At 44.0% G+C, this 24,236-nt stretch carries 24 protein-coding genes and 2 tRNA genes; 13 read left to right on the top strand and 13 right to left on the bottom strand.

Translation table 11 applies throughout. The features are described 5' to 3' along the window. Positions 1–24: 24 nt before the first annotated feature. The 4 genes from VMX18_03855 to VMX18_03840 form a co-directional block, all read right to left on the bottom strand. Positions 25–606, bottom strand: coding sequence for a PH domain-containing protein (locus VMX18_03855; GenBank protein HUT22500.1), 582 nt, complete (start codon positions 604–606; stop codon positions 25–27). Between the two features lie 3 nt (positions 607–609). Then, positions 610–867: a hypothetical protein gene (locus VMX18_03850; GenBank protein HUT22499.1), complete on the bottom strand. Its 258-nt coding sequence runs from the start codon at positions 865–867 to the stop codon at positions 610–612. A 141-nt stretch (positions 868–1,008) separates the two neighbouring features. Beyond that, positions 1,009–2,031 carry a Holliday junction branch migration DNA helicase RuvB gene (gene ruvB, locus VMX18_03845; protein ID HUT22498.1) on the bottom strand — a complete coding sequence of 341 codons (1,023 nt, stop codon included), beginning with the start codon at positions 2,029–2,031 and terminating at the stop codon, positions 1,009–1,011. A 91-nt stretch (positions 2,032–2,122) separates the two neighbouring features. Next, positions 2,123–3,445, bottom strand: coding sequence for a ribonuclease J (locus tag VMX18_03840; protein HUT22497.1), 1,323 nt, complete (start codon positions 3,443–3,445; stop codon positions 2,123–2,125). A gap of 370 nt (positions 3,446–3,815) precedes the next feature. Between VMX18_03840 and VMX18_03835 the strand changes: the two genes are divergently transcribed. Further along, positions 3,816–3,890 (top strand) — tRNA-Gly (locus VMX18_03835). Positions 3,891–4,236: 346 nt separating this feature from the next. After that, positions 4,237–4,323 (top strand) — tRNA-Leu (locus tag VMX18_03830). A 193-nt stretch (positions 4,324–4,516) separates the two neighbouring features. On the opposite strand, the gene dnaN is transcribed toward VMX18_03830, so the two are convergent. Together dnaN and dnaA are read right to left on the bottom strand one after the other, a co-directional pair. Beyond that, a complete protein-coding gene (gene dnaN, locus VMX18_03825) occupies positions 4,517–5,647 on the bottom strand; it encodes a DNA polymerase III subunit beta (GenBank protein ID HUT22496.1) in 1,131 nt (376 codons plus the stop codon). A gap of 264 nt (positions 5,648–5,911) precedes the next feature. After that, positions 5,912–7,306 carry a chromosomal replication initiator protein DnaA gene (dnaA, locus tag VMX18_03820; protein HUT22495.1) on the bottom strand — a complete coding sequence of 465 codons (1,395 nt, stop codon included), beginning with the start codon at positions 7,304–7,306 and terminating at the stop codon, positions 5,912–5,914. 354 nt (positions 7,307–7,660) lie between these two features. On the opposite strand from dnaA, the gene rpmH reads away from it, so the two are divergent. The 9 genes from rpmH to VMX18_03775 all read left to right on the top strand — a co-directional run bounded on the left by rpmH (position 7,661) and on the right by VMX18_03775 (position 14,310). Next, positions 7,661–7,798 carry a 50S ribosomal protein L34 gene (rpmH, locus tag VMX18_03815; protein ID HUT22494.1) on the top strand — a complete coding sequence of 46 codons (138 nt, stop codon included), beginning with the start codon at positions 7,661–7,663 and terminating at the stop codon, positions 7,796–7,798. 170 nt (positions 7,799–7,968) lie between these two features. Then, on the top strand, positions 7,969–8,331 hold the full coding sequence (rnpA, locus tag VMX18_03810) for a ribonuclease P protein component (protein ID HUT22493.1): 363 nt from the start codon (positions 7,969–7,971) through the stop codon (positions 8,329–8,331). Continuing rightward, positions 8,328–8,588, top strand: a complete 261-nt coding sequence (gene yidD, locus VMX18_03805; protein ID HUT22492.1) for a membrane protein insertion efficiency factor YidD — start codon at positions 8,328–8,330, stop codon at positions 8,586–8,588. Before rnpA ends, yidD begins: the two co-directional genes overlap by 4 nt. A 71-nt stretch (positions 8,589–8,659) precedes the next feature. Further along, positions 8,660–8,947, top strand: coding sequence for a GIY-YIG nuclease family protein (locus VMX18_03800; protein HUT22491.1), 288 nt, complete (start codon positions 8,660–8,662; stop codon positions 8,945–8,947). A gap of 171 nt (positions 8,948–9,118) precedes the next feature. After that, a complete protein-coding gene (locus VMX18_03795; protein ID HUT22490.1) occupies positions 9,119–10,540 on the top strand; it encodes a flippase in 1,422 nt (473 codons plus the stop codon). A gap of 15 nt (positions 10,541–10,555) precedes the next feature. After that, on the top strand, positions 10,556–10,984 hold the full coding sequence (locus VMX18_03790; protein ID HUT22489.1) for an NUDIX hydrolase: 429 nt from the start codon (positions 10,556–10,558) through the stop codon (positions 10,982–10,984). A 141-nt stretch (positions 10,985–11,125) separates the two neighbouring features. Then, entirely contained in the window at positions 11,126–11,413 is a 288-nt protein-coding gene (locus tag VMX18_03785) for a GIY-YIG nuclease family protein (GenBank protein ID HUT22488.1), read from the top strand. A gap of 266 nt (positions 11,414–11,679) precedes the next feature. Further along, positions 11,680–12,813, top strand: a complete 1,134-nt coding sequence (locus tag VMX18_03780; protein ID HUT22487.1) for a glycosyltransferase — start codon at positions 11,680–11,682, stop codon at positions 12,811–12,813. A 120-nt stretch (positions 12,814–12,933) separates the two neighbouring features. Further along, the gene (locus VMX18_03775; protein HUT22486.1) at positions 12,934–14,310 is read left to right on the top strand and encodes an O-antigen ligase family protein; all 1,377 of its coding nucleotides are present in this window, start codon (positions 12,934–12,936) and stop codon (positions 14,308–14,310) included. A 104-nt stretch (positions 14,311–14,414) separates the two neighbouring features. Here the strand turns inward: VMX18_03775 and VMX18_03770 are convergent, their stop codons facing one another. Next, entirely contained in the window at positions 14,415–14,585 is a 171-nt protein-coding gene (locus VMX18_03770) for a hypothetical protein (GenBank protein HUT22485.1), read from the bottom strand. A gap of 76 nt (positions 14,586–14,661) precedes the next feature. On the opposite strand from VMX18_03770, the gene VMX18_03765 reads away from it, so the two are divergent. After that, positions 14,662–15,948 carry an O-antigen ligase family protein gene (locus VMX18_03765; protein ID HUT22484.1) on the top strand — a complete coding sequence of 429 codons (1,287 nt, stop codon included), beginning with the start codon at positions 14,662–14,664 and terminating at the stop codon, positions 15,946–15,948. Between the two features lie 78 nt (positions 15,949–16,026). Beyond that, positions 16,027–18,321: a peptidoglycan recognition family protein gene (locus VMX18_03760; GenBank protein HUT22483.1), complete on the top strand. Its 2,295-nt coding sequence runs from the start codon at positions 16,027–16,029 to the stop codon at positions 18,319–18,321. Between the two features lie 63 nt (positions 18,322–18,384). Here the strand turns inward: VMX18_03760 and VMX18_03755 are convergent, their stop codons facing one another. From VMX18_03755 to VMX18_03730, 6 genes are all read right to left on the bottom strand, one after another. Next, positions 18,385–19,002 (bottom strand): DUF2238 domain-containing protein, encoded by a 618-nt coding sequence (locus VMX18_03755; protein ID HUT22482.1) that lies wholly within the window; start codon positions 19,000–19,002, stop codon positions 18,385–18,387. Then, a complete protein-coding gene (locus VMX18_03750) occupies positions 18,983–20,170 on the bottom strand; it encodes a class I SAM-dependent rRNA methyltransferase (protein HUT22481.1) in 1,188 nt (395 codons plus the stop codon). Before VMX18_03750 ends, VMX18_03755 begins: the two co-directional genes overlap by 20 nt. A gap of 129 nt (positions 20,171–20,299) precedes the next feature. Beyond that, positions 20,300–20,983 (bottom strand): isoprenylcysteine carboxylmethyltransferase family protein, encoded by a 684-nt coding sequence (locus VMX18_03745; GenBank protein ID HUT22480.1) that lies wholly within the window; start codon positions 20,981–20,983, stop codon positions 20,300–20,302. A 101-nt stretch (positions 20,984–21,084) separates the two neighbouring features. After that, a complete protein-coding gene (locus tag VMX18_03740; GenBank protein ID HUT22479.1) occupies positions 21,085–21,423 on the bottom strand; it encodes a hypothetical protein in 339 nt (112 codons plus the stop codon). Between the two features lie 384 nt (positions 21,424–21,807). Continuing rightward, positions 21,808–22,632, bottom strand: a complete 825-nt coding sequence (locus VMX18_03735) for a BtpA/SgcQ family protein (GenBank protein HUT22478.1) — start codon at positions 22,630–22,632, stop codon at positions 21,808–21,810. 76 nt (positions 22,633–22,708) lie between these two features. Further along, positions 22,709–23,863: a hypothetical protein gene (locus VMX18_03730; protein HUT22477.1), complete on the bottom strand. Its 1,155-nt coding sequence runs from the start codon at positions 23,861–23,863 to the stop codon at positions 22,709–22,711. Positions 23,864–24,236 lie beyond the last annotated feature (373 nt).

Here is a 24,236-nt window from a genome sequence, read left to right as displayed (position 1 = left end):
TTTTTGTTTTATCTGAAATGTTGATTATAATTCGTCGTCTATTTTGGCATTCGGTTCGGTCACGTACATCGGGAACGGCTTGGTTTCTCTGGTCTTGGTGACCAGGTCACTGATCTTTTGCGCTACCTCGGACGCGTTCGGCACCTGCCTGAAAACGAAACGAGACGTTTCACCGGCGGTCTGAATAAAAACATCGCCGTAATTGAAAAAGGTCGCCCAAAAACCTTCGACCTCGGAAGTCACGTCCTGCATGCGAAATAATTCCTTTTCCGAAACCACTCTGGCGAAAAGGCCTTTTTGTTCGATATTGATGATTCTTTTGTCCGTGACAATCCAAATATCCAAATAATAATCCACGAAATGAGAAAAAGAAAATAACAAAACAAACAATAAATACGCGCTGTTGCCCAAAATCATCAGCGAAAATCCGACCTCACCGCTCCAAATTTCCGTGTATTCATACGCTACCAAATCAAAAAGTAAAATCAATCCGACCAACGCTATAAACATTACAATCAATTTGAACACCGCGATCCAGTGACGGCGCATCGATAAAATAATCGTTTCATCGGCTTGCTGATTGGGAAAATGAGTCAGTGAGACCATAATTTAAAATTTGATGTTTTTATATTGTTCCGAAAACACGGTGATGGTCGATTGCCAATCAATGTCTTTCAGCAAATAATAAGTTCCGAAAACAACCAACGCGGACAAAAGGAAATAAACGCAGATGAGCGCGTAAATTCTATCCGGAGAAAGGTCGTGTTTGAAAATATGTAAAACATTAAAAATGCTGAAAATTAAAAATATCGCCAAATAGGCCAGATAAATAATCAATAAAGCGAATAAAGGGATTTCCACGGTCATAAAATATTAATTCTGTAATCGGTAACGAGTAATGAGTTTTGAGTATTTTTAGGTTATTAGGTTCTTAGGGAAAGCAATCTAATAACCTACTCGACTAAAAACCTTGCCAATTGCTTCATGCTCCATGATTCATGCTACGTGCTATGTGTTACGCGCAAACGGCACATTCAAATGCTTGTACGCCTTTTCGGTCACCATTCTGCCTCGCGGCGTGCGATCGATAAAGCCGAGTTGCAACAAAAATGGCTCGAAAACATCTTCAATGGCGTCCATTTCCTCGGAGGTGGCCGCGGCAATGGTATTCAAACCCACCGGACCTCCGGCGAATTTATCAATAATCGTTAAAAGCAATTTTCTGTCCACATCGTCGAGACCCAGCTCGTCTATTTCCAGCATTTTCAAAGCTTGCTCCGCGATTTGTCGTTCGATCCGGCCGTTGTTTTTCACTTCCGCAAAATCGCGCACGCGTTTTAACAAACGATTGGCCACGCGAGGCGTTTTGCGCGAACGCGCCGCAATGTCTTTTGAACATTCGTCAAAAAAATCGCAGTTCAAAACCCTGGCCGATCTTAAAATTATTTTTTCAATATCTTCATGCGAATAAAAATCCAGACGATAGACATTGCCGAAACGATCTCTAAGAGGGGCGGACAGACAGCTGATTTTGGTCGTGGCGCCGATTAAGGTGAACTTCGGCAACTCCAGCCGCACAGTGCGCGCGGACGGTCCCTTGCCGATGACAATGTCCAAAGCGTAATCTTCCATGGCCGGGTACAATATTTCTTCAATAGATCTGTTCAACCGGTGAATTTCGTCGATAAATAAAATATCGCCCGGCTGCAGATTGGTTAAAATGGCGGCCAAATCTCCGCCCTTTTCAATGGCCGGGCCGGAAGTCACGCGCATATTGGTTCCCATTTCATTGGCGATCACATGCGCCAAAGTGGTTTTTCCCAGTCCGGGCGGGCCGAATAATAAAATATGTTCCAGCGGCTCATTTCGTTTTTTCGCCGCCTCAATTGAAATCAAAACGTTTTCCTTTATTTTGTTCTGCCCGATATATTCGTCCAGCTTGCGCGGACGAAGGGAGGTTTCCATCTCATTTTCATTGATTTTGGCGATCGGGCTGGCGATTCTGTTTTCCTTGTCAGCTGTTTTTGTCATAGCAACTACATTTTACCCCAACTTTCGAAAAACTCAAAGCAATCAATTTTTTTAATTAAAAAAGGGGCTTCGAGTGTGAAGACCCCTCAAGCTACAAAGAGAGACTCTCTCCTTGCAAACATGTGGAAATTCCGGTTTTAGGAAACCTGCTCCGGCAAAAAGAGGTGAACGCCTTGCTTCCCGTTTTATCCGCATGAATGGGCAAAACGGTTTGAGGATAAACCTCCCTGATCGCGAGCTCCATGTCTCCCAATCCGCCGTGGCCGGAAACATGAAGATGATTCATTGAGATGACCCCCCGATAGGAGAATCGACGCGAAAAGGCCTTGGAGGCCACGAAGACATGGGCGCCGGCTTTAGTCAAACGATAAATCATTTCACCTACCCGATGCTCGCCTCCGGGAATAACGGTGGAGGAAATGATAACCGAATCTCCATCTCTCGGAGTCCAGCCGACATCTTCTCCATAGGCCGCCTTTGACAAAGCAGAGCCGGGCTCTCCCTGGCAACCGGTCATGATGACCAGCTTGGGAGGATCATCGTTGCCTCCGGGATCGAGATTGTACTCTCCGGCCTCGCGGGCGTTGTTTACGCTATTTATCAAAGCTCGGCCCGCGTACTCAACGGATCGTCCGCAGAGACCGGCCAACCGCGCGGTTTCCCGAATCCGATCGATGTTCGTGGAAAACATGGCCGCGAACACCGTGTTACTCAGGGGAGTCCGGTCAATAACCTCCCAGATCGAGCCGTAAACCAGGCTCTCTGGCAAGGTTTCTCCTTCTTCCCTGTCTGCATTGAGCACATCTAGGACGAGAAGATCCGCGCCAGAGTAATCCTTCAGCCAGCTCGCGAGAGCTATCTTGCTTGCCGGAAAGTCTTGCCCGGCAAACTTGAAATCAGTCAGGTGCACCGCAGTCTTGCCGCGCGACGAAATCGCCAAAGCGATCGACTGCGGAATGCTGTGCGGCACCCCGCGGTAACAGATCCGCAGATCTTCCCCGGGCAGTTCAAAATCGCCGCCCTTTTGATCCGCTGAAAGAAATGTAATATGCGGCATTTTTTTCTGCGCTTTATGAAATAGTGCGCGAATCATGGCCGCTGTGAACGGGGTGCCATAAAACGGCACCGAGTTTAAAATCTCCTCGGGCAATGATGTCAGTCCGCCAATGTGATCGAGATGGCCGTGGGTGAGAAACCACCCTACGATGCGCTCTCGATTTTCAAGTATCCACCGCATGTTCGGCAGAGCTTCCGGGTAAATAACAAACGGCTCATCCGAATCCATTGTCGCCTGATGGCGAAGTTGAATACCCATGTGAACGCCGCAATCGACCATGACAACGCTGGATCCGTTGTCATAGGCGAAACACGACGCTCCCACACCTTCGGAGTGGCCCAAACGAACCACCCGCATTGCGTTGCGTCGTGTAACTACCATTCATCTCTCCGTACTTCCATGTCCGCCACTATGGCAAACATTCTAAAAAGGTTAACACTTTTATAAATTTATGTCAATTCAAAATTTTGCAATATTCTCTAATTTTAGATAAAAAAAGAAAATCTCAGTGGAACTTTAAAAAAACCGCGATCAATTAAATTTATTGACTTTTCATGGCTACCTTGATATAATTTTTTATGTAAATTGAATATTTACACAGCCTATCAACAGGCGGGCCTGCTCCTCGAGTCTGAACGACGAGATCGTCAGACCTCCGTTCGGCCCGAGCTCACGGCCGAGGGCGGAGTCGAAGACCCGCCGAAGCTTGAGCGAAGCGAAAGCGTAGGCGGGTATCGTATAATGGTTATTATATTGCCTTGCCAAGGCAGAGATACGGGTTCGATTCCCGTTACCCGCTCCAGCCTTCGCTCCTCCTCGCTCCGCTCGTCGGAGCTACGGCTGGCAGGCCATTTCGCCTGTCAGACTTTGCGGGGGTCGGAGGCTGGAGTTTTAAATAGAAACAAATCACACCAAAACTTTGATCTTAATTCTATTTTTTTATTTTTGCACTTTGCTCTTTAATCTTTCTATAGCCGGCCCGCCGGCCGTAGATTGAACGAAGCGAAAACTTTGCTTTGGCCGGCATAGATGGCCGAAGCTCGAATAAATTAAAAGCCTTGGCCGGCCTGCTCCTCGAGTCTGAGCGACGAGATCGTCGAACCTCGGAGTCGAAGACCGGCCGAAGCTCGAACGTAGTGAGAGCGTAGGCCGGCGTGGTGAAATTGGTATACACGCAGGACTTAAAATCCTGTGGATGAAAATCCGTGACGGTTCGACTCCGTCCGCCGGCACCACTCGACTCGCCCTCGGCGCTGCTCGGGCTCGCTCGTGGTGTTCCTCCAATAGACGAATCGGATGGCACAGCCATAAAAACACTTTCTTTGCAAAGCGTTTTTTTTGTTAAACAAAACAGCGGAAAGACAATCTTTCCGCTGGGCGGGTGGGTTTGTGTTATGTGCTATGTGATACATGATACGTGTTCCATGTCTACTGCTTTATCGGCATTATAATATACAAATACCCGGTATCTTCCGCCGGCCTGATAATGAGCGGCACATTGCCGTCAATGATTTCCAAGGACACATTGTCGCTGTCGAGGTTATTCAACCCGTCCAAAAGATACCTGTAATTTATCACCGTTTGATTTTTATCCCCGTGAAAGTCAACTTCCATTTCGGAAACGCTTTCGCCCAGCTGATTATTAGTAGAAGAAACCACCAAGCTTTTCTTGTCATCCAGAAATTCAAGATTGATGTCGAAAATGCCCGTTTTGGAAAACAAACTGGTGGTTTTAATGGTCTTCAAAAGCCTTGGTGTCTCCACGGTCACCTTTGTTTTATTTTCATTTGGGATAATTTGTTTGTAATCAGGATATTGTCCTTCCACTGTTCTGGAAATAATTTCAATGCCGCTGCTTAAAGAAAACAAGATTTGATTTTCCGTGATGAAGATTTCAATGTTTTCCGCGCCGTCTGGATCGTCTTTCAGCGCGGTCAAAATACGCAAAAGTTCTTGAAACGTTTTCACGGGCACGATCAATTCCTTCTTGTTCTTATTTCCTGAAATATCCACTTTCTTTTCAGCCAAACGATAGCTGTCCGTAGCGGCCAACGTTAATTTATTGTTTTCAGAATGAAGGCTCATAAAAACGCCGCTGATTTCCGGCCGCGATTCATTGGTGGAAACCGCGAAGATCACTTGCGAAATGGCTTTTTGCAAGTCTTTGATATTGACGATATACGGATCGTCTTTTTCAATTTTAGGGATGACGGGGAAGTCAGTAGCGGGCAATCCTTTTATGCGGGTTTTGGAATTAGAAGTGCTGACCTTCAAGTAATCGTCTTTGTCCAAAAGCAATTCCACTTTTTCGTTGGGCAATAAACTTACAAAATCAGAAATCAATCTGGATTCTACCGTGAATTCTCCTTCCTTTTCCAATTTACCTCGAACCGTCGCGCTAATGCCTATTTCCAAATTGGTTGAAGCTAAAGTCAGTGCTCCCTCCGTTACTTTCAATAACACGTTGTTTAATATCGGAAGATTAACGTTCTTGTTTGATAAATGTCCGGTGATGAACAACCCCCTATTTAGATTCTCCTGTGTACAAATGAATTTCATATAATATATAAATATTAATTTAAATTTATAATACTATTAATAATAATGCTGTGGATTAGGTGGAAAAGTTTTTTCAGCCTTATTTTATAGGTCTTTTTTGACACGAGGGATGTTAATAGACGGCTGGAAAAAAGAGAGTTTCTTGTGCTGTCCGTTGTTGATAAATAACAGGCTTTTAAAGTTTTTTTTCTCCAGGTCTTTTTTCCACCGTTTATCAATAGGTTTTTTTTTCTTTTTTCCCGAGTTTATGAACAGGGTGTTTCGTTATTGATACAGCAGTTGTTTGAGCAGGTTTATTTCTTGTCTGAGCTTTTCATCCGTTTCGAGCAAGTTTAAAATTTTACTGTGCGCGTGCATGGCCGTGGTATGATCCCTGCCTCCCAATTCTTGGCCGATTGAAGGATAAGACTCCCTGAGTTCTTCTCTCATCAAATACATTATTATTTGTCTGGGAAAGGCCAATCGTTTTTGTCTGCACTTGCCTGTAATGTCCTCAAGGCCTATTTCGTAAAATTTACCCACGGTTTCAATCAAGTGCCGCGGAGTGACTGAGTTTTTTTGTCCGCCGGCATTGCTTAAAGAGAATAGTATTTTTTTAATGTTTTCCAGCGTCGGTTCTATTTTATTCAATTGATGATAAGCGATAATCTTATTGAGAGCTCCTTCGAGTTCCCGAACGTTGTTTTGAATGTTTTGGGTGATGTATTGAACAATGTCCCTATTCAGATTAAAGTTTTTTTCAAGGCATTTTTTCTCCAAAATAGCCATTCTCGTTTCCATGTCCGGCTGGGAAATATCGGCAATCATGCCCCACTCAAACCTTGAAAGAAGCCTGTCCTCGAGAGTGGCAATGGCTTTCGGCGGCCGATCCGAAGTGATAACTATTTGCTTGTTTCGTTGATGCAGATCATTGAACGTATGAAAGAAAGCTTCTTGCGTGCCTTCTTTGCCGGTTAAAAATTGAATGTCGTCTATTAAAAGCACGTCCGGACCGCGATAATAAGATTGGAATTTACCGGAATTGCCCGAAGAAATACCATTGATAAAATCATTGGTGAATTGTTCGCAAGTGACGTATAAAATCTTTTTTTGGCTGTTTTTAATGAGGATTTCATTGCCAATGGATTGAAGCAGATGGGTTTTTCCCAGTCCGACCCCGCCGTAAATAAAAAGGGGATTATAAGTGAATCCCGGATTTTCGGCCACGGCCTTGGCCGCGGCGTGCGCCAATTCATTGTTTTTACCAACTATAAAACTGACAAAAGCGTAATTGCGGTTAATGTTTTGATACGCGCCGCTATTTTGTTCGAGAAGAGGCGTGGTCGGCTGAGAGGAAATGAGTTCTTCGCGAACGACCCCTTCGACCACGGGAACCGGAATTTTTTCCGTGGGTCTGAAGTCTTTTTTATTCTGAACTTTATAATTGACGTCTTTGATTCTTTTCCCTGTCAGATTCTGCAATGTCTTAAAAATATCATTATGATATTTCTGTTTCAGCCATGCCTGAGAAAAAGTGTTGGGCACGCCGATAATGATCCTGCCATCCTCGTTGTCGAGAATAAAGGTGTTCTTGAACCAGGTGGTGAAGCTGGCCTTGCTCAAATTGAGCTCCAATTCCCCCAGCACTGTTTGCCAGAGTTGTTCATTTTCTTGAGTCATAGGAAAAATGGGGATTAATTTTTCTTTATTTTTATTTTAAAGAGGTAAAAACAAGTGGAAATATGGGAATTTTTTTGTGTTCGTATTATAACACAATTTTTCTGTGGATAATATTTGTCGCAAGGCGGATAAAGTTGGCAAGCTGTGCATTAGGTGTGAATAATATAAATTCATTGTATAGAATTTTTGGGATTATGCAAATCAGCGGCCGGCGGCGACGAATGTGTCGCCGATGTAGGAACAGGGTAATGCCCTGTTCCTACGCGCGCGATTGCGCGCCGGCCGCGGCCGCGTCAGTTGACAAAACGACGTTCCTTTGTTAGAATAATTTTATTATTAAAGTAACTTTTAAATATGCCCAAAAGAACATATCAGCCGACTGCCAGAAAAAGGAGCAAAAAGCATGGCTTTAGAAAAAGAATGAGCGATAAAAGCGGACAAGCGATCTTGAAAACTCGACGCCAGAGAGGCAGAAAAAAATTATCAGCTTAAGGTCACGGTCGCGTGGCCTTTTTCTTTTTCCAATATATAAGCTAATATTAAGGGGAGAGCGTTGTGATCCGAATTTCCGCCTACCCCGAATAAAATTTGTCTGCCTTCTCCCGCGCTTGTCCCTTCACCTCGACCCGCCCTCTTAAGACTTCTTTAGCCCCCTATTCAATATGCTTAAAAGACTTCATCGCATAACCCAAAAAAAAGATTTCGACAAGTTTTTCGGGCCGAAATTTAGAAAATCGGGAGGATATTCCAATTCCACGCCCGACCTTATTATTAAAAGTCTAAAAAACCGGAGCGAAATAAGCCGATTCGCTTTTGTGATTTCCACCAAAGTCGATAAGCGCGCCACCAAACGCAATTTGATCAAAAGGCGGTTGCGGGAAATCGTCAGAGCGCGGCTGCCTCGGATCTCCGGGGGATATGATGTTTTGATCATCGCTCAAAAAGGCATTGCGGACGCGGATTTCGCTCGACTCGAAAGAGATGTTGACCAGATTTTTAGAAAATTAAGATTGATCGTCAAATGATTTTTTCATTCATTGTTAATATTCCCAAATTTCTCGTTTTGAAATTGATAAAATTTTATCAACGCGTTTTTTCATTCGACCACGGCTGGCTGAAAGACCTTTTCCCTCAAGGTTTTTGCAAGTTCCATCCCACGTGTTCCGAATACACTTATCAAGCCATTGAAAAATACGGTCTTATTCGCGGCGGCACCAAAGGCGTCTGGCGGATAATGAGGTGCAATCCGTGGTCGAAAGGGGGTAATGACCCGTTGAAATAAATTTATTCATGTCATTTCGACCGACGACGAGCTTGTGAGGAGGAGCGGAGAAATCTTTTCCAAATAAGAATATGTTTGAAAATGATTATTATGTTTATATAATGGCAAGTTTTAAAAGAACATTATATGTTGGGGTAACAAATGATTTGAAGAGAAGAGTCAGTGAGCACAAGGATAAAGTTTTTGAAGGTTTTACGAAAAAGTATAATTGCGCCAGTCTTGTGTATTATGAACTTTTCAATGATATAAATGAAGCTATTGATAGGGAAAAGCAATTAAAAAAGTGGAGAAGAGAAAAGAAGATTCAATTGATTGAATCAATGAATGGGTGTTGGGATGATTTATCACAGAGTATTTAAATATTTTGTTAGGAAAAGATCTCTCCGCTTCGGTCGAGATGACAACGACGGGCAGTTAGGAAAAGATCTCTCCGCTTCGGCCTGCCCGAGCACAGTCGAGGGGTCGAGATGACGGTCTTTTTTGCAGACGCTTCTTATTGCTTTTCATAGATTCCTTATTTCAAAATTTATATGTCATTAACAAAACAGTTGGCCAGAAACACCATCGTTCAATTCATCGGCAAGATCGCCACCACGATCCTGGGTATTTTTGTGGTTGCTTTGATGACCAGGTATTTGGGACCGGAGGGCTTCGGTCAATATATCACCGTAGTCGCGTTCCTGTCGTTTTTCGGCATAATCGTGGATTTCGGGTTGTCACTCACCGCGACCAGAACTGTGGGCAACCCGGGGATAAATATTGATAAGTACTTGAGCAACATGCTGACTTTGCGCGTTATTTCCGCGTTTATTTTTTTATCTCTGGCGCCGATCGTCGTTTTGTTTTTCCCGTATGCCATGGAAATCAAGCTGGGCGTGGCCATTGTGGTTTTTTCCTTCTTTTTCATTTCGATAAATAATATTTTGGCCAGCGTTTTTCAAAAAGAATTGAAAATGTTCATTTACAGCATCGCCGAGGTTATTGGCAGGATCGTTTTGTTGGCGGGCATTGCGACAGCCATGTATTTTCAGGCGAATATTTATTTGATTTTTTGGATGATCTCGCTGGGCAGCTTCACGCACCTTTTGATTTCGTATCTGGCTTCGAGAAAATACGTGAAAATAAAATTCACTTTTGATAAAGATGTTTGGCTGGGGATTTTGAAGAAGAGTTGGCCGATCGCGATTTCCATTTCCTGCAATCTTTTGTATTTGAAAACGGACACGGTTATCCTGTCTTTGTACTGGCCGAACGCGGATGTGGGCTTGTACGGCGCGGCGTACCGCGTGATTGATATTTTAACCATGTTGCCCGCTTTATTCATGGGACTTATTTTGCCGCTGCTGGCCAAAGACTGGATTGAAAAAAAACTGGACGGGGTCAAGCATTTGCTTCAAATATCTTTTGACGCCATGGCCATGATGGCCTTGCCCGTTGTTTTGGGCGGTTTGGTCATTGGAGAAAAAGTCATGACATTGATTGCCGGTTCGGATTTCGCGGGTTCGGGCGATATTTTAAAAATATTGATTTTCGCGGCCGGCGCCATTTTTTTCGGCACGCTGTTCGGTTACGCGGTTGTCGGCGTCAACAAGCAAAAGCAAATGATCTGGGGCTATTTGGCCACGGCCATCGTGGCCTTGATCGGCTATTTCGTTTTCATTCCGCAATACGGATACTGGGCGGCCGCGGCGTTCACCGTGGCGTCCGAAGTCATGATCATGATTTTGACCGGCATTGTGGTTTATCGGGCAGTCAAATTTTTTCCGTCCCTGGTCAATTTCGGCAAATCCTTGGTCGCGGCCGGCATTATGGCCGGGGTCATTTATTTCTTGCGCGACCTTAACGTCATCTGGCTGATTTTAATCGGCATGGCCGTTTATTTTTCTTTGTTGGCGGTGTTTGGGGTGATTAAAAAGGAGACGGTGAAGGAGATGGTTTCGTTGAAGTCATGAAACAAAATTAAATATATGGCTAAACAGACATTACCGGTAATCGCCGGTGTCAAAGCGTTTATAAAAAAAGACAATAAATTTTTAATAGTCAAAGCGCACATTAATGATGATTTATATTTTTGGGATTTGCCGGGCGGCAAAGTGGATTTCGGGGAGTCTCCTTTTGACGCGTTGAGAAGAGAGGTTAAAGAGGAAGTATTTCTTGATGTTGAAATCAAAGAGCCGCTCGGCATCTGGTGGTTTTTCAAGGAAATTGATGGCGGACAAGTGGTCTGCTCAACCTTTCTTTGCATTCCGACCTCCACTAATATTGATATTACTAAAAATCCCGGGGTTGATGATATCAGGGAATTTCGCTGGGTGACCAAGCAGGAATTTTTAACAGGGGATTATAAAGTTTCTGATGAGAGTTTGATGCGGTTGATTGCGGAGATGAAATTGTGAGGATACGGGTTTCTAGGAAAAGATCTCTCCGCTTCGGTCGAGATGACAAAAGAAAAGACATCATCCGTTGTCATTTCGACCGGAGTGAGTCGAGCGTAGCGAAGACGAGCGGAGTGGAGAAATCTTTTCCAAATGATGCATATGTTTGAAAACAATTACCATGTTTATATAATGGCAAGCTATAAAAGAACGTTATACGTTGGAGTAACGAACGATTTGGTCAGAAGAGTGGCTGAACACCAAGATAAAATAATTGAAGGTTTTACAAAAAAATACAATTGCACCAGACTGGTGTATTTTGAAAATTTCAATGATATTAATGAAGCGATTGAGCGGGAAAAGCAATTGAAGAAATGGAGAAGGGAAAAGAAAATCCGGCTGATTGAGGAAATGAATCCGGATTGGGATGATTTGTCCCAAAGCATTTAAGCTGGCCGGTTTTGGAAAAGATCTCTCCATTTCAGTCGAGATGACAACGATGGTTAATTAGGAAAAGAGCTCTCCGCTTCGTCATCCTTCGCCAAAGCTTCGGACGACTTCGGTCGAGATGACAACGACGGTCAATTAGGAAAAGAGCTCTCGGATTCGCTCGAGGTGACAAAAAAAAGATATCATCCCTCTTTGTCATTTCGACCGGAGTGAGTCGAGCATAGCGACGACGAGTGAAGTGGAGAAATCTTAGCTAAATAAATAATATGTCGAACATATTAATCCTCAAATTTCCCTACCAATCCCAATTCGGCGGAGGGGAAAAGTATACGCTGGAATTGGTGGAAAGATTGAAAAAGGAAGATTTCAATTTTTTTTTAATGTCCTCGGATAAAGTTTTAACGGCCGAATTCGAAAAAAGAAATTGGCCGCAAAAATATTGGTGGGTCGGCGTGGAGCCGGTGGCGATTTGGGCGCTTTTTTTGTTTCCGATCCTCGCCATTTATTCGTTTTTAAGCCTGCTGGCCATTATTGTTTATTATAGAATCAAACATAAAACCAAAATCTTGTTTTGCTTGTCTTTGACCGAGAAAATTTTGATCACGCCAATGGCCAAACTGCTCGGCTATAAGGTTATTTGGCAAGAGCACGTGTCCATCGAGCGCTGGCTGACCAAAAACCCGTACAGATTTTTATATCAATGGTGGTCGCGTCTGGCAACGGTCGTTTGCGTGTCAGAATTCGTGAAAAAAGAATTGGAAAAAATAAAGGTCAAGAACGTCAAGGTGATTTACAACGGTATTGATTTGTCGAAAAAGTTTTTTCAGGAAGACATTTATCAAAATTTGGCTGATAAGAATTATTCGGACTTTGAAAAAAAGCATTTTAATGTGTGCTCGATCAGCAGATTGAGTCATGAAAAAAATTTGGGGCTGTTGATTAAAGCGATTGGCGAATTGAAAACGGAAATTCCCGATATTCATTTGACCATTATCGGCGAAGGGCCGAGCAGGCAGGATTTGGAAGGCTTGATCGATATATTGAAAATAAAAGACAGTGTCGTCCTGTTTGGTTTTCAGGAAAATGTTTACGAGTGGCTCGAAGATTTCGATTTGTTTGTTTTGCCCTCGAAAAAAGAAGCATTCGGCATTGCGATTTTGGAAGCCATGTTGGCCAAGGTGCCGGTCATCGCGGCCAATGTTGGCGGATTGCCGGAAATTATCAAAAACAATGAAAACGGTCTGCTGTTTGAAACGGACAATGTGCAAGATTTGAAGCAAGCGATTTTGAAACTTTATAATAATCCGGATTTGGCGAAAAAGTTCAAAGCGGCAGGATTGGAGACGGCGAGGAATTTTTCAATGGAGAAGATGATTGATGGATATCGAAATTTTTTATGAGACGCGCCGCGGCGCGTCTGTACGAATGGCGCGGCCATCGCCGGTAACGGCGATGTGGGAACAGGGCATTGCCCTGTTCCTACGGCGCGCGATCGCGCGCTGCCGCGCGAAATTTCAAATGTGAAAAATATATTTGAAAAATTAAAAATTACGTTTTCCGGCAGCAAATATTGGCTGTATGCGGCCATTTTTTGTTTGCCGATTGAAAGGGTTTTTGTATTCAATGTTTTCGGAGCGACCGTCCGGCCGACGCATGTTTTTTTATTGATCGGAATTTTGATTTGGTTTTATAAAAAGATTTTTGAAGTCGCCGCCAATAAAAATGCCAAGATATTATTTGAAGAATACAGGTCAAGATTCTCTAAAATCTATACTTTGCAAAGATTGAGTATCATATTTTTTATTATCATGGGCCTTGGTTTGTTTTTTAGTCCGGATTTAAATAGAAGTTTGTTTGTTTTCGTCAGCACAGTGTTCATTTTAAGCTTATCTATTTTTATTCCACAGTTTTTCCACAAGATAAAAGAAGTCGCGACAGCCATCAAAGTCTTTTTGGTCTCAAGTTTAGTAACCTGCGTTTTCGGGCTTTATCAATTCATCGCCGACATGGCCGGGCTTGGCCCGAATTGGACTTTTTTAACTGAAAAATATACCAAAAGTATTTTGGGATTTACCAGAGTTCAAGGCCTTTTCATTGAGCCGCTTTATTTTGCCGATTTTTTGCTTTTGCCAATTGTTTTTTGTTCGTTGTTTTTATTGAATAAAGTTAAAAGCGAGCGCATGAAATGGTTTTTGCGAGTCACCTTGGTTTTAAGTCTGATAAATTTTGTTCTGACCAGCGCCAGAGGCGCTTTTCTGGCCGGGCTGGCCGTTTTGATCCTCTTCGCGGTTTTCAATTATTCAAAAATTTCTCGAAAAATAAAAATCGCGGCGGTGTCCGCGCTGGTTTTAATCAGTCTGGCCGGAACATTGATTTATTTCATCGCTCCGTCAGGCATTTCGGGTCAATTCATTTACCGCGCGACCCATCCCTTTCAAGGCGCGGCTTTTCAGGAAAGGCAAGAAACGTTTAAGGAAGCTTGGCTGATTTTCAAAGAACATCCATGGCTCGGATCAGGGCCGGGAAGTTTCGGTATTTTGGCGCCGCTAAAAGCCTGGGAATCGAGGCAAGATTGGAAAATCGTTAATAATTTGTATTTGGAAATTTTGGCGGAAAACGGAATTTGGGGGTTTTTGGCGATTATGAGTTTTTTTGTTTTGTTGTTATTCTATTTGTATAAAGCAATGAAAGCGAGTGGGGATAAATTGAGGAAAATTTTGCTGGAAGGTTTTTTTTGGGTGATTATCGCCATTTTGATTCAATATAATTCGTTTTCAATAATTTATTTGCCGTTTGTTTGGATTGTGGTTGGATTGGCCATGGCCGAGGTGAAGATTAAGGTTGAAGGCATGCCCCGAATGGAGTTGAAGGGAGAAAGATTAAAGAGATGGAGATGAAAGAGAATTAAGGAGAAGGGGAAGACTTTAGAATTAAGGAGATAAAAAAGCCCCGGCCGATTCGGCTGGGGGGAAATGGGGGGGCGTTGGTGTTGAGGTGAGGATCAGGCGGCCGCGGGCATGGGCTCACTGTTGGCGGGCTCGGCGGCGGGCAGTTCGGGCAGGTTGGCCTTCAGGAGTGTCTTCCACTCGGGGTGGCGGGCCTGCATGGCCGTGTTGCGGTCACGTGCCTGCTCGAGGAACATCTTGATCGCCGCCAGTCTTTCGCTGTTCATGCTGTCCTCCTCCTCGCATGGGTTGGGGGTGAAGCAACTTAAGAAATTACCACAAATTTAATATTTTGTCAACGATATGCTAATTTTTGCGAGTGTTTTTACTGTAATTTTTGCCATTTTAGCCTGGAAAAAGCTTGATTGGGCTTTGATTTTGATCGCCCTTGGTTTGCCCTCTTATCTTTTAAGATTCAAAATCGGGCCGATTCCGATGACTGTTTTGGAATTGATGATATTAATCGTTTTCGCGGTTTGGCTGATAAGGTTTATTGTTTCAAGGAGAGGCCGAAAAGCGACGAGCAAAGCGAGTGGACAAGGTGGGCGCGTGGCCAAGCTTGGTCGAGGATTCAAATGGTTAATCATGCTTTTTCTGCTCGCCGCCACCATCGGCGTGATTGTCTCGCCGGATAAAATCGCGGCCTTGGGAATTTGGAAAGCTTATTTTATCGAACCGATTTTGTTGTTCATTGTTTTAATCAACACTTTTAAAAACAAAAAAGATTTTCAAAAACTTTTTTTCGCTTTTTCCGTCAGCGCGATTTTGATTTCTCTTTTCGCCATTTATCAAAAATTCACCGGCGCCTGGATTCCAAATGCTTTTTGGCAAGCCGCGGAAACTCGGCGAGTCACTTCAATCTTCGGCTACCCTAATGCCATCGGTTTGTTTTTGGCTCCGATTGCCATTTGGAATTTGGGCGAATTGGTTTTGAAATGGCAAGAAAATTCCTGGCTGAAAAGAATTTTTTTCGTCATGACTATTGTGTTGTCATCTCTCGCCATTGTATTTGCGCAGTCCGAGGGAGCGATCGCGGCCATGGCCGTTGTTTCCGCCATAATTTTTTTCAAAAACAAAAAAACCAGATGGTTTTTGGTAGGAGCGATTGTTTTGCTGACAGGCTTTTTCGTTTTCCAGCCCGCTGAAAGAAATATCGTTTGGGAAAAACTGACTTTGCGAGATTTTTCAGGGCAAGTCAGGATGGAAATGTGGGGGGAGACAATTGACATGCTTTCGGAAACGCCGATTGAAGGCGCGGGTCTGGCCGGTTATCAAATTCGCGTGGCGCCGTTTCACATAAAAGATTACATTGAAATTTATTTGTATCCGCACAATATTTTCTTGAATTTTTGGTCGGAAATCGGCTTGCTGGGATTGGCGACTTGGTTTTTGATAATCGGAAAAGTGTTTTGGGGGTATTGGGAAGGCGGGAAAAAGAAATTGGAAACAAGGGAAGAATATTTTATAATTTTAATGATTTTTGCCGTGATTTTAATTCACGGATTGGTTGATGTGCCGTATTTTAAAAATGATTTGGCCGTTTTTTGGTGGATATTGATGGCGCGGCTGGCGGCGTTGCCGCCGATGTAGGAACAGGGCATTGCCCTGTTCCTACCGGGGCGCGCCCGCCCGCGCCATGAATATGGTATAATGGAAGCGGAAAACCATATGAAAAAATTTTTCGCGGTTATAATATTTATTTTGATTTTTTTTGGCGTGAAAGCGGCTCAAGCTTCCGGCCCCAATTTTCAGATAACCGCGGTTGATTTAAACAAAAGTGTATATGATTTGCCGGAGTTTGACTCTCTGGCTTTTATTTTGGACGCGGACAAAGACCCAGGCTTGTCGTTTGCGGTTAATGGCGATTGGCGAAAAGTAGATTTTGAAATGGCGGTCAAAGATGAAAGCATTAACGAGCAAATTTTCTCCGATTTGCATTTTACTTCCGGCAATAAAGTCGAATTGAAATTTGAAAATAAAAGTTATGTCAAAAGTTTGAAAATTTTCAGCCAAACTTCGGATTTTGTTAAGGGCGGGCTGTTGTCCGCGGCCACGACAATGAGCGAGGAATTGGTTCCCGACCCATCTTTCAAGATAATTCCCAGAAATCAATGGCTTTCGGAGTCATCGAACGTGGATTGGCCGGTGAATTATTACGGCATTGATCATTTGATACTCCATCACACGGGTTCGGCGCCAAAGGATTTGAACGGCGATGAATTCATCAACTCGGCGGATTACAAATTGATGGTAAGCAGCATTTACAACTGGCAGGCCAACGGCCTCGGCTGGGGAGATATCGGTTATAATTATTTAATCGCTCCGGATGGAGAAATCTTCGAAGGCAGGCAAGGCGGAGAGGGCGCTATAGGCGGGCACACGCTCCGAAGCTCGGTTTGCGATTCGAGCGTGTTCAGCGGAGACGGCGATGTCATCGGCTTTAATCACGGCACGATCGGCATCGCTGTTTTGGGCGATTATAACGAGCAATCTTTATCCGCCGCGGCCAGAGCGTCGTTGATCAATTTGATCGCCAAGCTGGGGCTGGATATGTCTTTGCCGCCCGGCGGCTACAGCACTCGCGAGGGACTGTTTTTGCCGACCGTTGTCGGACACAAAGACGTTGACTGCACTTCTTGCCCCGGAATGAATATAGAATCTTCATTGCCGATCATTCGCACCCAAGCGCAAATCAAATATAATGAATTGAAAAACAAAAGAGTTTACAAGGCGACTTTGCTTGACCAAAGCGATGATCAGATTACCTTAAAGAACGGACAAACAAAGCAGGTTTGGTTCGAATTTCGAAATGAAGGCAATACGACTTGGCATAATTTTTCAACGATAGAACAAGATTTGGTCAGGTTGACCGAATCCGCAGAAGGGGAAAAATTGGCCAAGCTGAATCAATTTTCGGCCGCGGCGCTGTCCGAAGAAACAGCTGATGAAAAGGATAATGACGTTTATTCCAGCATCAGAACCGATTACATCGTGTCGGACAAGCCTAATGTCAAACCGGGGGATACCTCCAGGTTTTACGCGACCATCACCGCGCCGCTCGGAGAAAAAGAAGAAAAGAATTTGGTTTTGGTTAAAGGCCAAGAAGGTTATTTCGCCGCCGGTCGAGCCAGCGTGACCGTTTATAACGCCGACTCTTACTATTCCGCGGAATTGGTCGATAAGAAATTTTCGCCCGCTTATTTTTCCGACACCACGCCTCAAATTGTTTTGAAATACAAAAACACTTCCACTAAAAATTGGACATTTCCGGAGATCAGATTGAAAGTGACCGATCGAGCCAATGGCAATGACGCGTTTTATCATGATCAATGGACCAATAAAAATGGCTTCATCGCTTTTTTGAACGGTTCCTGGGACGCGAGCGGCGACGGCGAAGATGATGTGATCGAGCCGGGCGAGATCGCCACTTGGAGTTTTGATTTGCAAACGCGCGGTCCCGGACTTTTTCGGCCGCAGTTTGAGCTCGTCAGACTGACCGGCGAACCGATTGACGGAGATTATGAAGCGGTCAGCGAGTCGATATTAGGCGGAGAAGTGGATTTGTTAACCAGAATTGACACGCCGTACGCGGCCGAATTGATCGAATCGACATTTCCCGAATCGCTCGCGGCTTCTTCGCGAACCAAGGTTAAATTGACTTTCAAAAATACGGGGCTTAATTCTTGGAATCAAAACCTGGTATTAAGAAGTTATAAAAACACCCAGAATAATAGTTGGTTAACCAGTCATTTTTACGATTATTCATGGAATTCCAAATACGCGGTCAATAAAATCAGTAAAGCGGTCGCTCCGGGCGAGACTTATTCTTTCGAGTTTTATATTGACGCGCCGGATCAAAAAGGCAGCTATCCGCAAATTTATCAGCTCGAATGGGGATCGAAATACGAAGAAATTTTCATTAATAATGCCAAGCAGTGGACATTCGAAACGATTGTCAATTAATTGTAATGAGTGTTTCACAAATAAAAAAAACAGAGGCATATTCTCCTCCGTTTTTTATTTGTTTCAATTATTAACGCGGCCTTTTTTCATTCCGATCGCCAAGAGTCCGGCGGTCGTCGCTCCCAGAAAATTATAGAGCAAATCAAAAGCGTTGTTGAAATAATCTCCGACAAGAGTTGAAGCGTTTAAGAATAAAACCGCGCCCAATTCCAAAATCTCATTGATCGTGCCTATGCCGGCGGCTATTAAAATCAACAGCACGGAAAAAACGAATTTTCTTTCTTTGATTTTTGAATCAAGGTATGGCTCCAATAAAATAAAGATAATGTAAACCGCGACAAAACCTCCCAGAAAATGAACCAAGTTATCGAATTTCAGATATTTATCAATCAGCCAGATATCGTACAATCTGGCGCCGTAAATGTACGTGTTGCCGGCGAAAATATGCAAAGCGGCTATCAAGGTCATCGCGGTCATGGCGGAAATGGGCAGGCCCGCTTTTTTATAAAGATAGAGCGCCAGAAAAGTAAAAATCAGCATAAGGCCGGCTGAGAAAAGGAATGAATACCGTTGGTTTAGCACCGAAACAATTGAGAAGATCGTTAAATAACCGATAGTGAAAATTATCAGCATGTTCAGACGAAGTTTGTTGTTGGCTTTTTTAATCGGTGATGATTGCATAGATGCTTTTTAAATATTCACTTTCGGAAAAGGCCGACAAACGCAAGTGATCGATATCATGAGTGTAAGTTTCAAGTATTCGGCAAGTTTTTTTCGCTCTGGCCGCGGCCTGAGTCAATACAAATTGAAAGTCGGACAGCGGCAGATGCGCCGAGCAGGAGCAAGACAGTAAAATTCCGTTTTCAGGCAAAATTTTCATGGCCATTTCATTTATGGATCGATAACCGGCTTGGCCTTGTTTGATTTTTCGTCTGTCTTTAATGAATGCCGGCGGATCCAGAATTATCAGATCGAATTTTTGCTGTGGCGCGATCAAATATTTTTTCGCGTCTTCGCAAATGAATTCGCATTTTTTCAAATCGAGCTTATTGAGTTTGATATTTTCTTTGGCAAGCTCGAGCGCGGAGGCCGAGGAATCCACGCTGACCGTTTTTTCCGCTCCGGCGGCCAAAGCGTACACGGAAAAACCGCCAGTGTATGAAAAGCAATTCAAAACATTTTTGTTTTCGACATATTTCATCAAGGCTAAGCGCTTGGCGCGCTGATCGAGAAAAAAACCGGTTTTTTGTCCGTTAACGACATCCACCCAAAACTTAAAACCGTTTTCGGAAATTTTGATTTTTCCCGGAATTTTGCCGTATAAAAGTCCGGCTTGTTTTTTTCCGGCCTCGATTTCCCTGACGCGAAGATCGGAGCGTTCATAAATGCCTTTCGGTTTGAGAATTTTGATCAAGGCCTTTAAAATTTGATCTTTCCAGCGCTCAATGCCCTTGGTGTGAAATTGCAAAACAACATAATCGCCGTATTTGTCCGCGATCAGGCCGGGCAAAAAATCGTTTTCGCTGTTGATTATCCTGAACGCATCCGTTTTTTTGTTTTCAACGTAATTTTCACGGATTTCAAAAGCTTGCTTGATTCGTTTTTCGAAAAATTTGTCATCCACGATTTCCTTTTCATCATAACTCCAGACGCGAACCGCGATTTGCGAATATGAATTGAAATACCCTTGAGCCAGAAAGTTTTGTTGTTCGTCAAAAACAGCGACCGGCGCGCCGCTTTCGATGCCGTCGGGAATTTTGTTAATGGCGCCGGAGAAAATCCACGGATGCCGCGCCAAAATCGGGCCGACGCGTTTGTTGGATACTGTTAATTTTTGAATTTGATTCATAAAGTTTTCATTGAATTCAGTCTATCATTTCGGTTTTTTATTTTCAACGAGAAAGGCCGGGTCATAAATGCGCGGAGTGTTGAAATCGGAGACAAGAACGTTGTTTGCATGGAGGTTTAAGTAAGAGTCTTACCAAATTTTCGGTATTAATCTGTATTTAACTTTTTTCGAATATTCCAAATACCCGGGCAATTCTTTTTTTAAAGTTTTATCTTCCAAGTAAGTTCTGATGATTAAAAATATCGCGGCCAAACCGCCGGGAATCAGCGCCCATAAAGAGCCGAAGATGGCGCCGAGGCTTAAAGCCATTAAAATTCCGCCCACATATCCGGGATGGCGGACGTATTTATAAGGACCGGTCATGCAGACCAGCTGTCCGCGGTCTTTTTGGAGCCTGACCACGCTGGAGAACCATTTGTTTTCCAGCATCGGCCAAGTGAACATAAAAATTGAAAAGATAAATACCAGCCAACTGATGACATAAGCCCTGATCGGCCAAGCCGCGCTGAGGCCGAACCTGCCCGTGTCCAATACCCCGACTACCCAGGCGGCCAAAGTGAACAATGAAAAGGCGGGAAATAATATTTTGTCCCACCATTTGACGCCGGGGCCGGGGTTCATTCGTTCTTTGGCCAGGTCGAGTTTGTCTCTAAATAAAATCAATTCAATGATCATCATTAAAATCATGGCCACGCTAAAAAGCCAGCCTTGCCAATAATTCCACCGGCCGGCCAGCAGGGGATTTAAAAAAATAACGAAAAAAACCGCGGCTAAAACTTTAAAAAATATTTGCGTGAATATTTTGATCTTCATATAACTTTATTATAGCTTGAATTCGGGGAAAATTAAAAAACCGCCAGCGGTCCGTGGGACATGGCGGCAGAAGAACGGTGAGGTGGTTCGCTCAGAGATCTTTACCCAAACGTCGTTTGAGCAACGATCTCCCCATTGGCGAAATGACACTTGAACTGCAGTTGCCCCCGCTCAAGGTCGTCATCGAGGAGGGTAAGATAAACAGTGCCTAGATGCTGTTCATCTTCGAGGTAACCATGAAGGGGAGCGAGTGCGCATGTGACTTTGGCACGGATGTCACAAAAGACGCGGACAGTGAACTCGAAGAAGAGAGAGTCGACCGGCCTGTCTTTGGAGTCATCATCCTTCCAGTTGATGTCGATCTGTTCGAACCAGCCGCAACCAGCAGTATGAGGAAAGTGGCGCAGAGCAACCCTGGCCATCTCCATGGCGATGCACATAGTCCTACTCAGAGAAATTTTGTTTCCCATCGTTTCTCTCCCGTCTCGGGATGCGCTCGAGTTTATTCCCAAGCGGCCATCGTCTCGATAGCGATTTAATAAGAATTTACGGAAATTCCGATTAAATCGCTACGGAGTCGGTATTCTAATTATTATATTATATCAAATTTTAACATTTTTGTCAATACTGTCAATAAAAAAAAGACCTTAAATAAGGCTTTTTTTGAGAGTTGGTGGAGTTTTTTGTGTCCATGATCCTTGACAAACTTCAAGCAGGTCGGACTATCACACTCTGCCGCAGGCAGGAATTCATTCCCGGTTCATGAACCTGCCCGCGCGAGAGCCTATTCCACGTAAAGGCTCTCGTTTTCTTTTTAAAGAATTTTATTTATAAACTTTTTTAACGAATTGTTTTACCAGCTTTCTATCAATTCTTTGTTCCCAGCCCTTAACATTAACTTCGGTTTCTTTAATCCCTCCTTCTTTTAAAGAGGTGCTGATAATCGCTCCATTGGCGTATTCGAATAATTCATTGATGTTTTTGTCATCAGCGCCGCTGCCGATTAAAATCGGGAAATCCCCGACGACTTCTCTGATCTTTTTCAATTCGGCCAAATCGGGAGCATCGCCAGTCCACCGCCCGGTTACAATTAAAGCGTCCGAGCCGGATTTGATCGCCTCTTTTGCGGAATCTTCAATTGATTTATTTTTCAATAATTCAGCATGCTTGACGTGTATGTCGGTAAACAAGGAGATGTCTTCAGCGTTTATTTCTTTGCGGAATTTTATAACGGCTTGCGGATCGGCGATAATATCGCCATAGTTTGTTTTAACGCTGTCGACAAAAACAGGAATTCTTATAAATTTAGCGCCAATTTTTTGCGCTATTAAAAGAGCCTTTTTATAGTCATTCCATAACACGCTGACGCCCAGAGGTTTTTTCGCGATTTTTTTTATTTCTTTTCCCAAAGCGAGCATTTCGTCAGCCGTTTCTTTTTTAACAAATATTTTGTGCGGGATGTCGTAATTGTTTTCAATGATTACGCCGTCCACGCCACCCTCTTCGAAAGCTGATAAATCTCTCAAAGCATTTTTAAGAATTATTTCATCTCCTGGATAATCAGAATAACCCAAAAGCGGAGCGAAATGCAGGGCGCCTATGATTATGCCGTTAGTTTTATTGAAAATTTTGTTTAAATTATTTTTCATAGTTTGTTGAATTATAGCAGAACTAAGTGAAATGAAAAAGGGACGACGTCATGCAGTCGCCCCTTTTTGAGAAAAGCTACTTCGGTAGCGCTTCTTTGACTTGCTTCATTCGTTCATGAGCTCTTCCGCTATCCAGTGTTTCCTTGGCGAGCAGATAGCATTCTTTCAGGTCGTTGGACCTGCCGGCCAGATAGAAGAGAATCGCCGCGTTCGCCAGTACCATCTGAGTCGGGAATGCCGGCGCGTCTCCTCTCAGAATGGATAGGGAAAACTCTCCCTTGGACATTCCTTGGGGCGGAGAGACGGAATTGACAGGTATCGGTTGCAGTCCGAAATCTTCAGCCTTCAGCCAAAATTCCCGGATTTCGCTGTTTTTTAATTCCGCAACCTGAGTCCCAGGTTCGCAGATAGACAATTCATCCATGCCACTTTCCCCATCTTTCTGGGTGAAGCCGCGGATGAAAAGTCCATGATGCAGTTGAGTGATCCCTTTGTCATTCAGCGTCTTGTAGGCTTTCGCGACAACGAACGGTGGAATCAAATGATTGAGACCGACCACCCTTCTCGTGAGAATAGAGGGTGACAGAGGATTGGTGATCGGCCCGATGATGTCGTTCATGTGTGGCAGTTTCGCTATTTCGTGGGTTTGAAGATGGATGTGTTTATAGCGCACGTCCAATGCTTCTGTGAACCCAAAATTGAGTTCTTCCACGCTTTTTTCTACTGCTGCTTTGTCGGCGAATCGGTTGATACCGCACAAATCGATGAAATCCGAACTGCCATGGCGCCCTTTGTCCGCGTTGGCGGGGGAGCCGTGTTTGCACATGGAAATGCTAGCGGCGGAAGCAATGAAGGCGGCAAGAGTGGAAACGTTCGCCGTGACGGTGAGATCTCCTCCCATCCCGCAGTTGTCCATGGCGAAAGGAACCTTGGGTTTCAGAAAGCCGAATTCTGACTGAACGATGTCGTGTTCGAAGACGGCTGCGCAGATCCCCGCAATCTGTTCGGCGGAATCTTCAGGGAGAGGATGGTCCATTTGTCTGCCGTTCCTCTTCCACGAATAGAGAGCTTGATTGTGTAGAGCTGTTAATAAGGCGATGCTTTGAATGGCCGCCAAGGTATCTCCTTGGCAGGCCTGCATCAAGTACATCCCCAGTGCATATGCTTCGTCGAAGCAGAGAGGGATGTTTCGCGCCGCATGTTCTTTGATGTAGTGTTTTACATCGATCATTTTTGTCCCCTATTTCAACGCACTCCGTAGCGTCGGGTGTTGTTTGTAAAGGTGCGGTCGAGAAGCTCTTATCATTTTTTTGAGCAAAAAAAACTTCTCGTCTCCATAGCGTAAATAAATTACGCAACAGGGACGAGAAGTCATATCTCGCGGTACCACCCCGATTCCCGCCATTTTTGGCGAGCGCTTTCATCGACTCCTCGAATATCTATATAATATTCGATTCAGCGATTATCCCATGGTTACGGAGGCTGCCGGACTTTCACTTCTGCAAAAGTCACTTCTCTTCGAAAAATATTAATCTCGAAGTACCCGGGCCCAACCCTTGCGGCAAATCCGCAAGGACCCGATTAGAAGTTTTATATTTAAAGTC

This window comes from Candidatus Bipolaricaulota bacterium (assembly GCA_035528115.1).
In the GTDB taxonomy this organism is placed as follows: domain Bacteria; phylum Patescibacteriota; class Patescibacteriia; order UBA11705; family DATKZF01; genus DATKZF01.
This window is presented reverse-complemented; position numbering and strand designations above follow the sequence as displayed.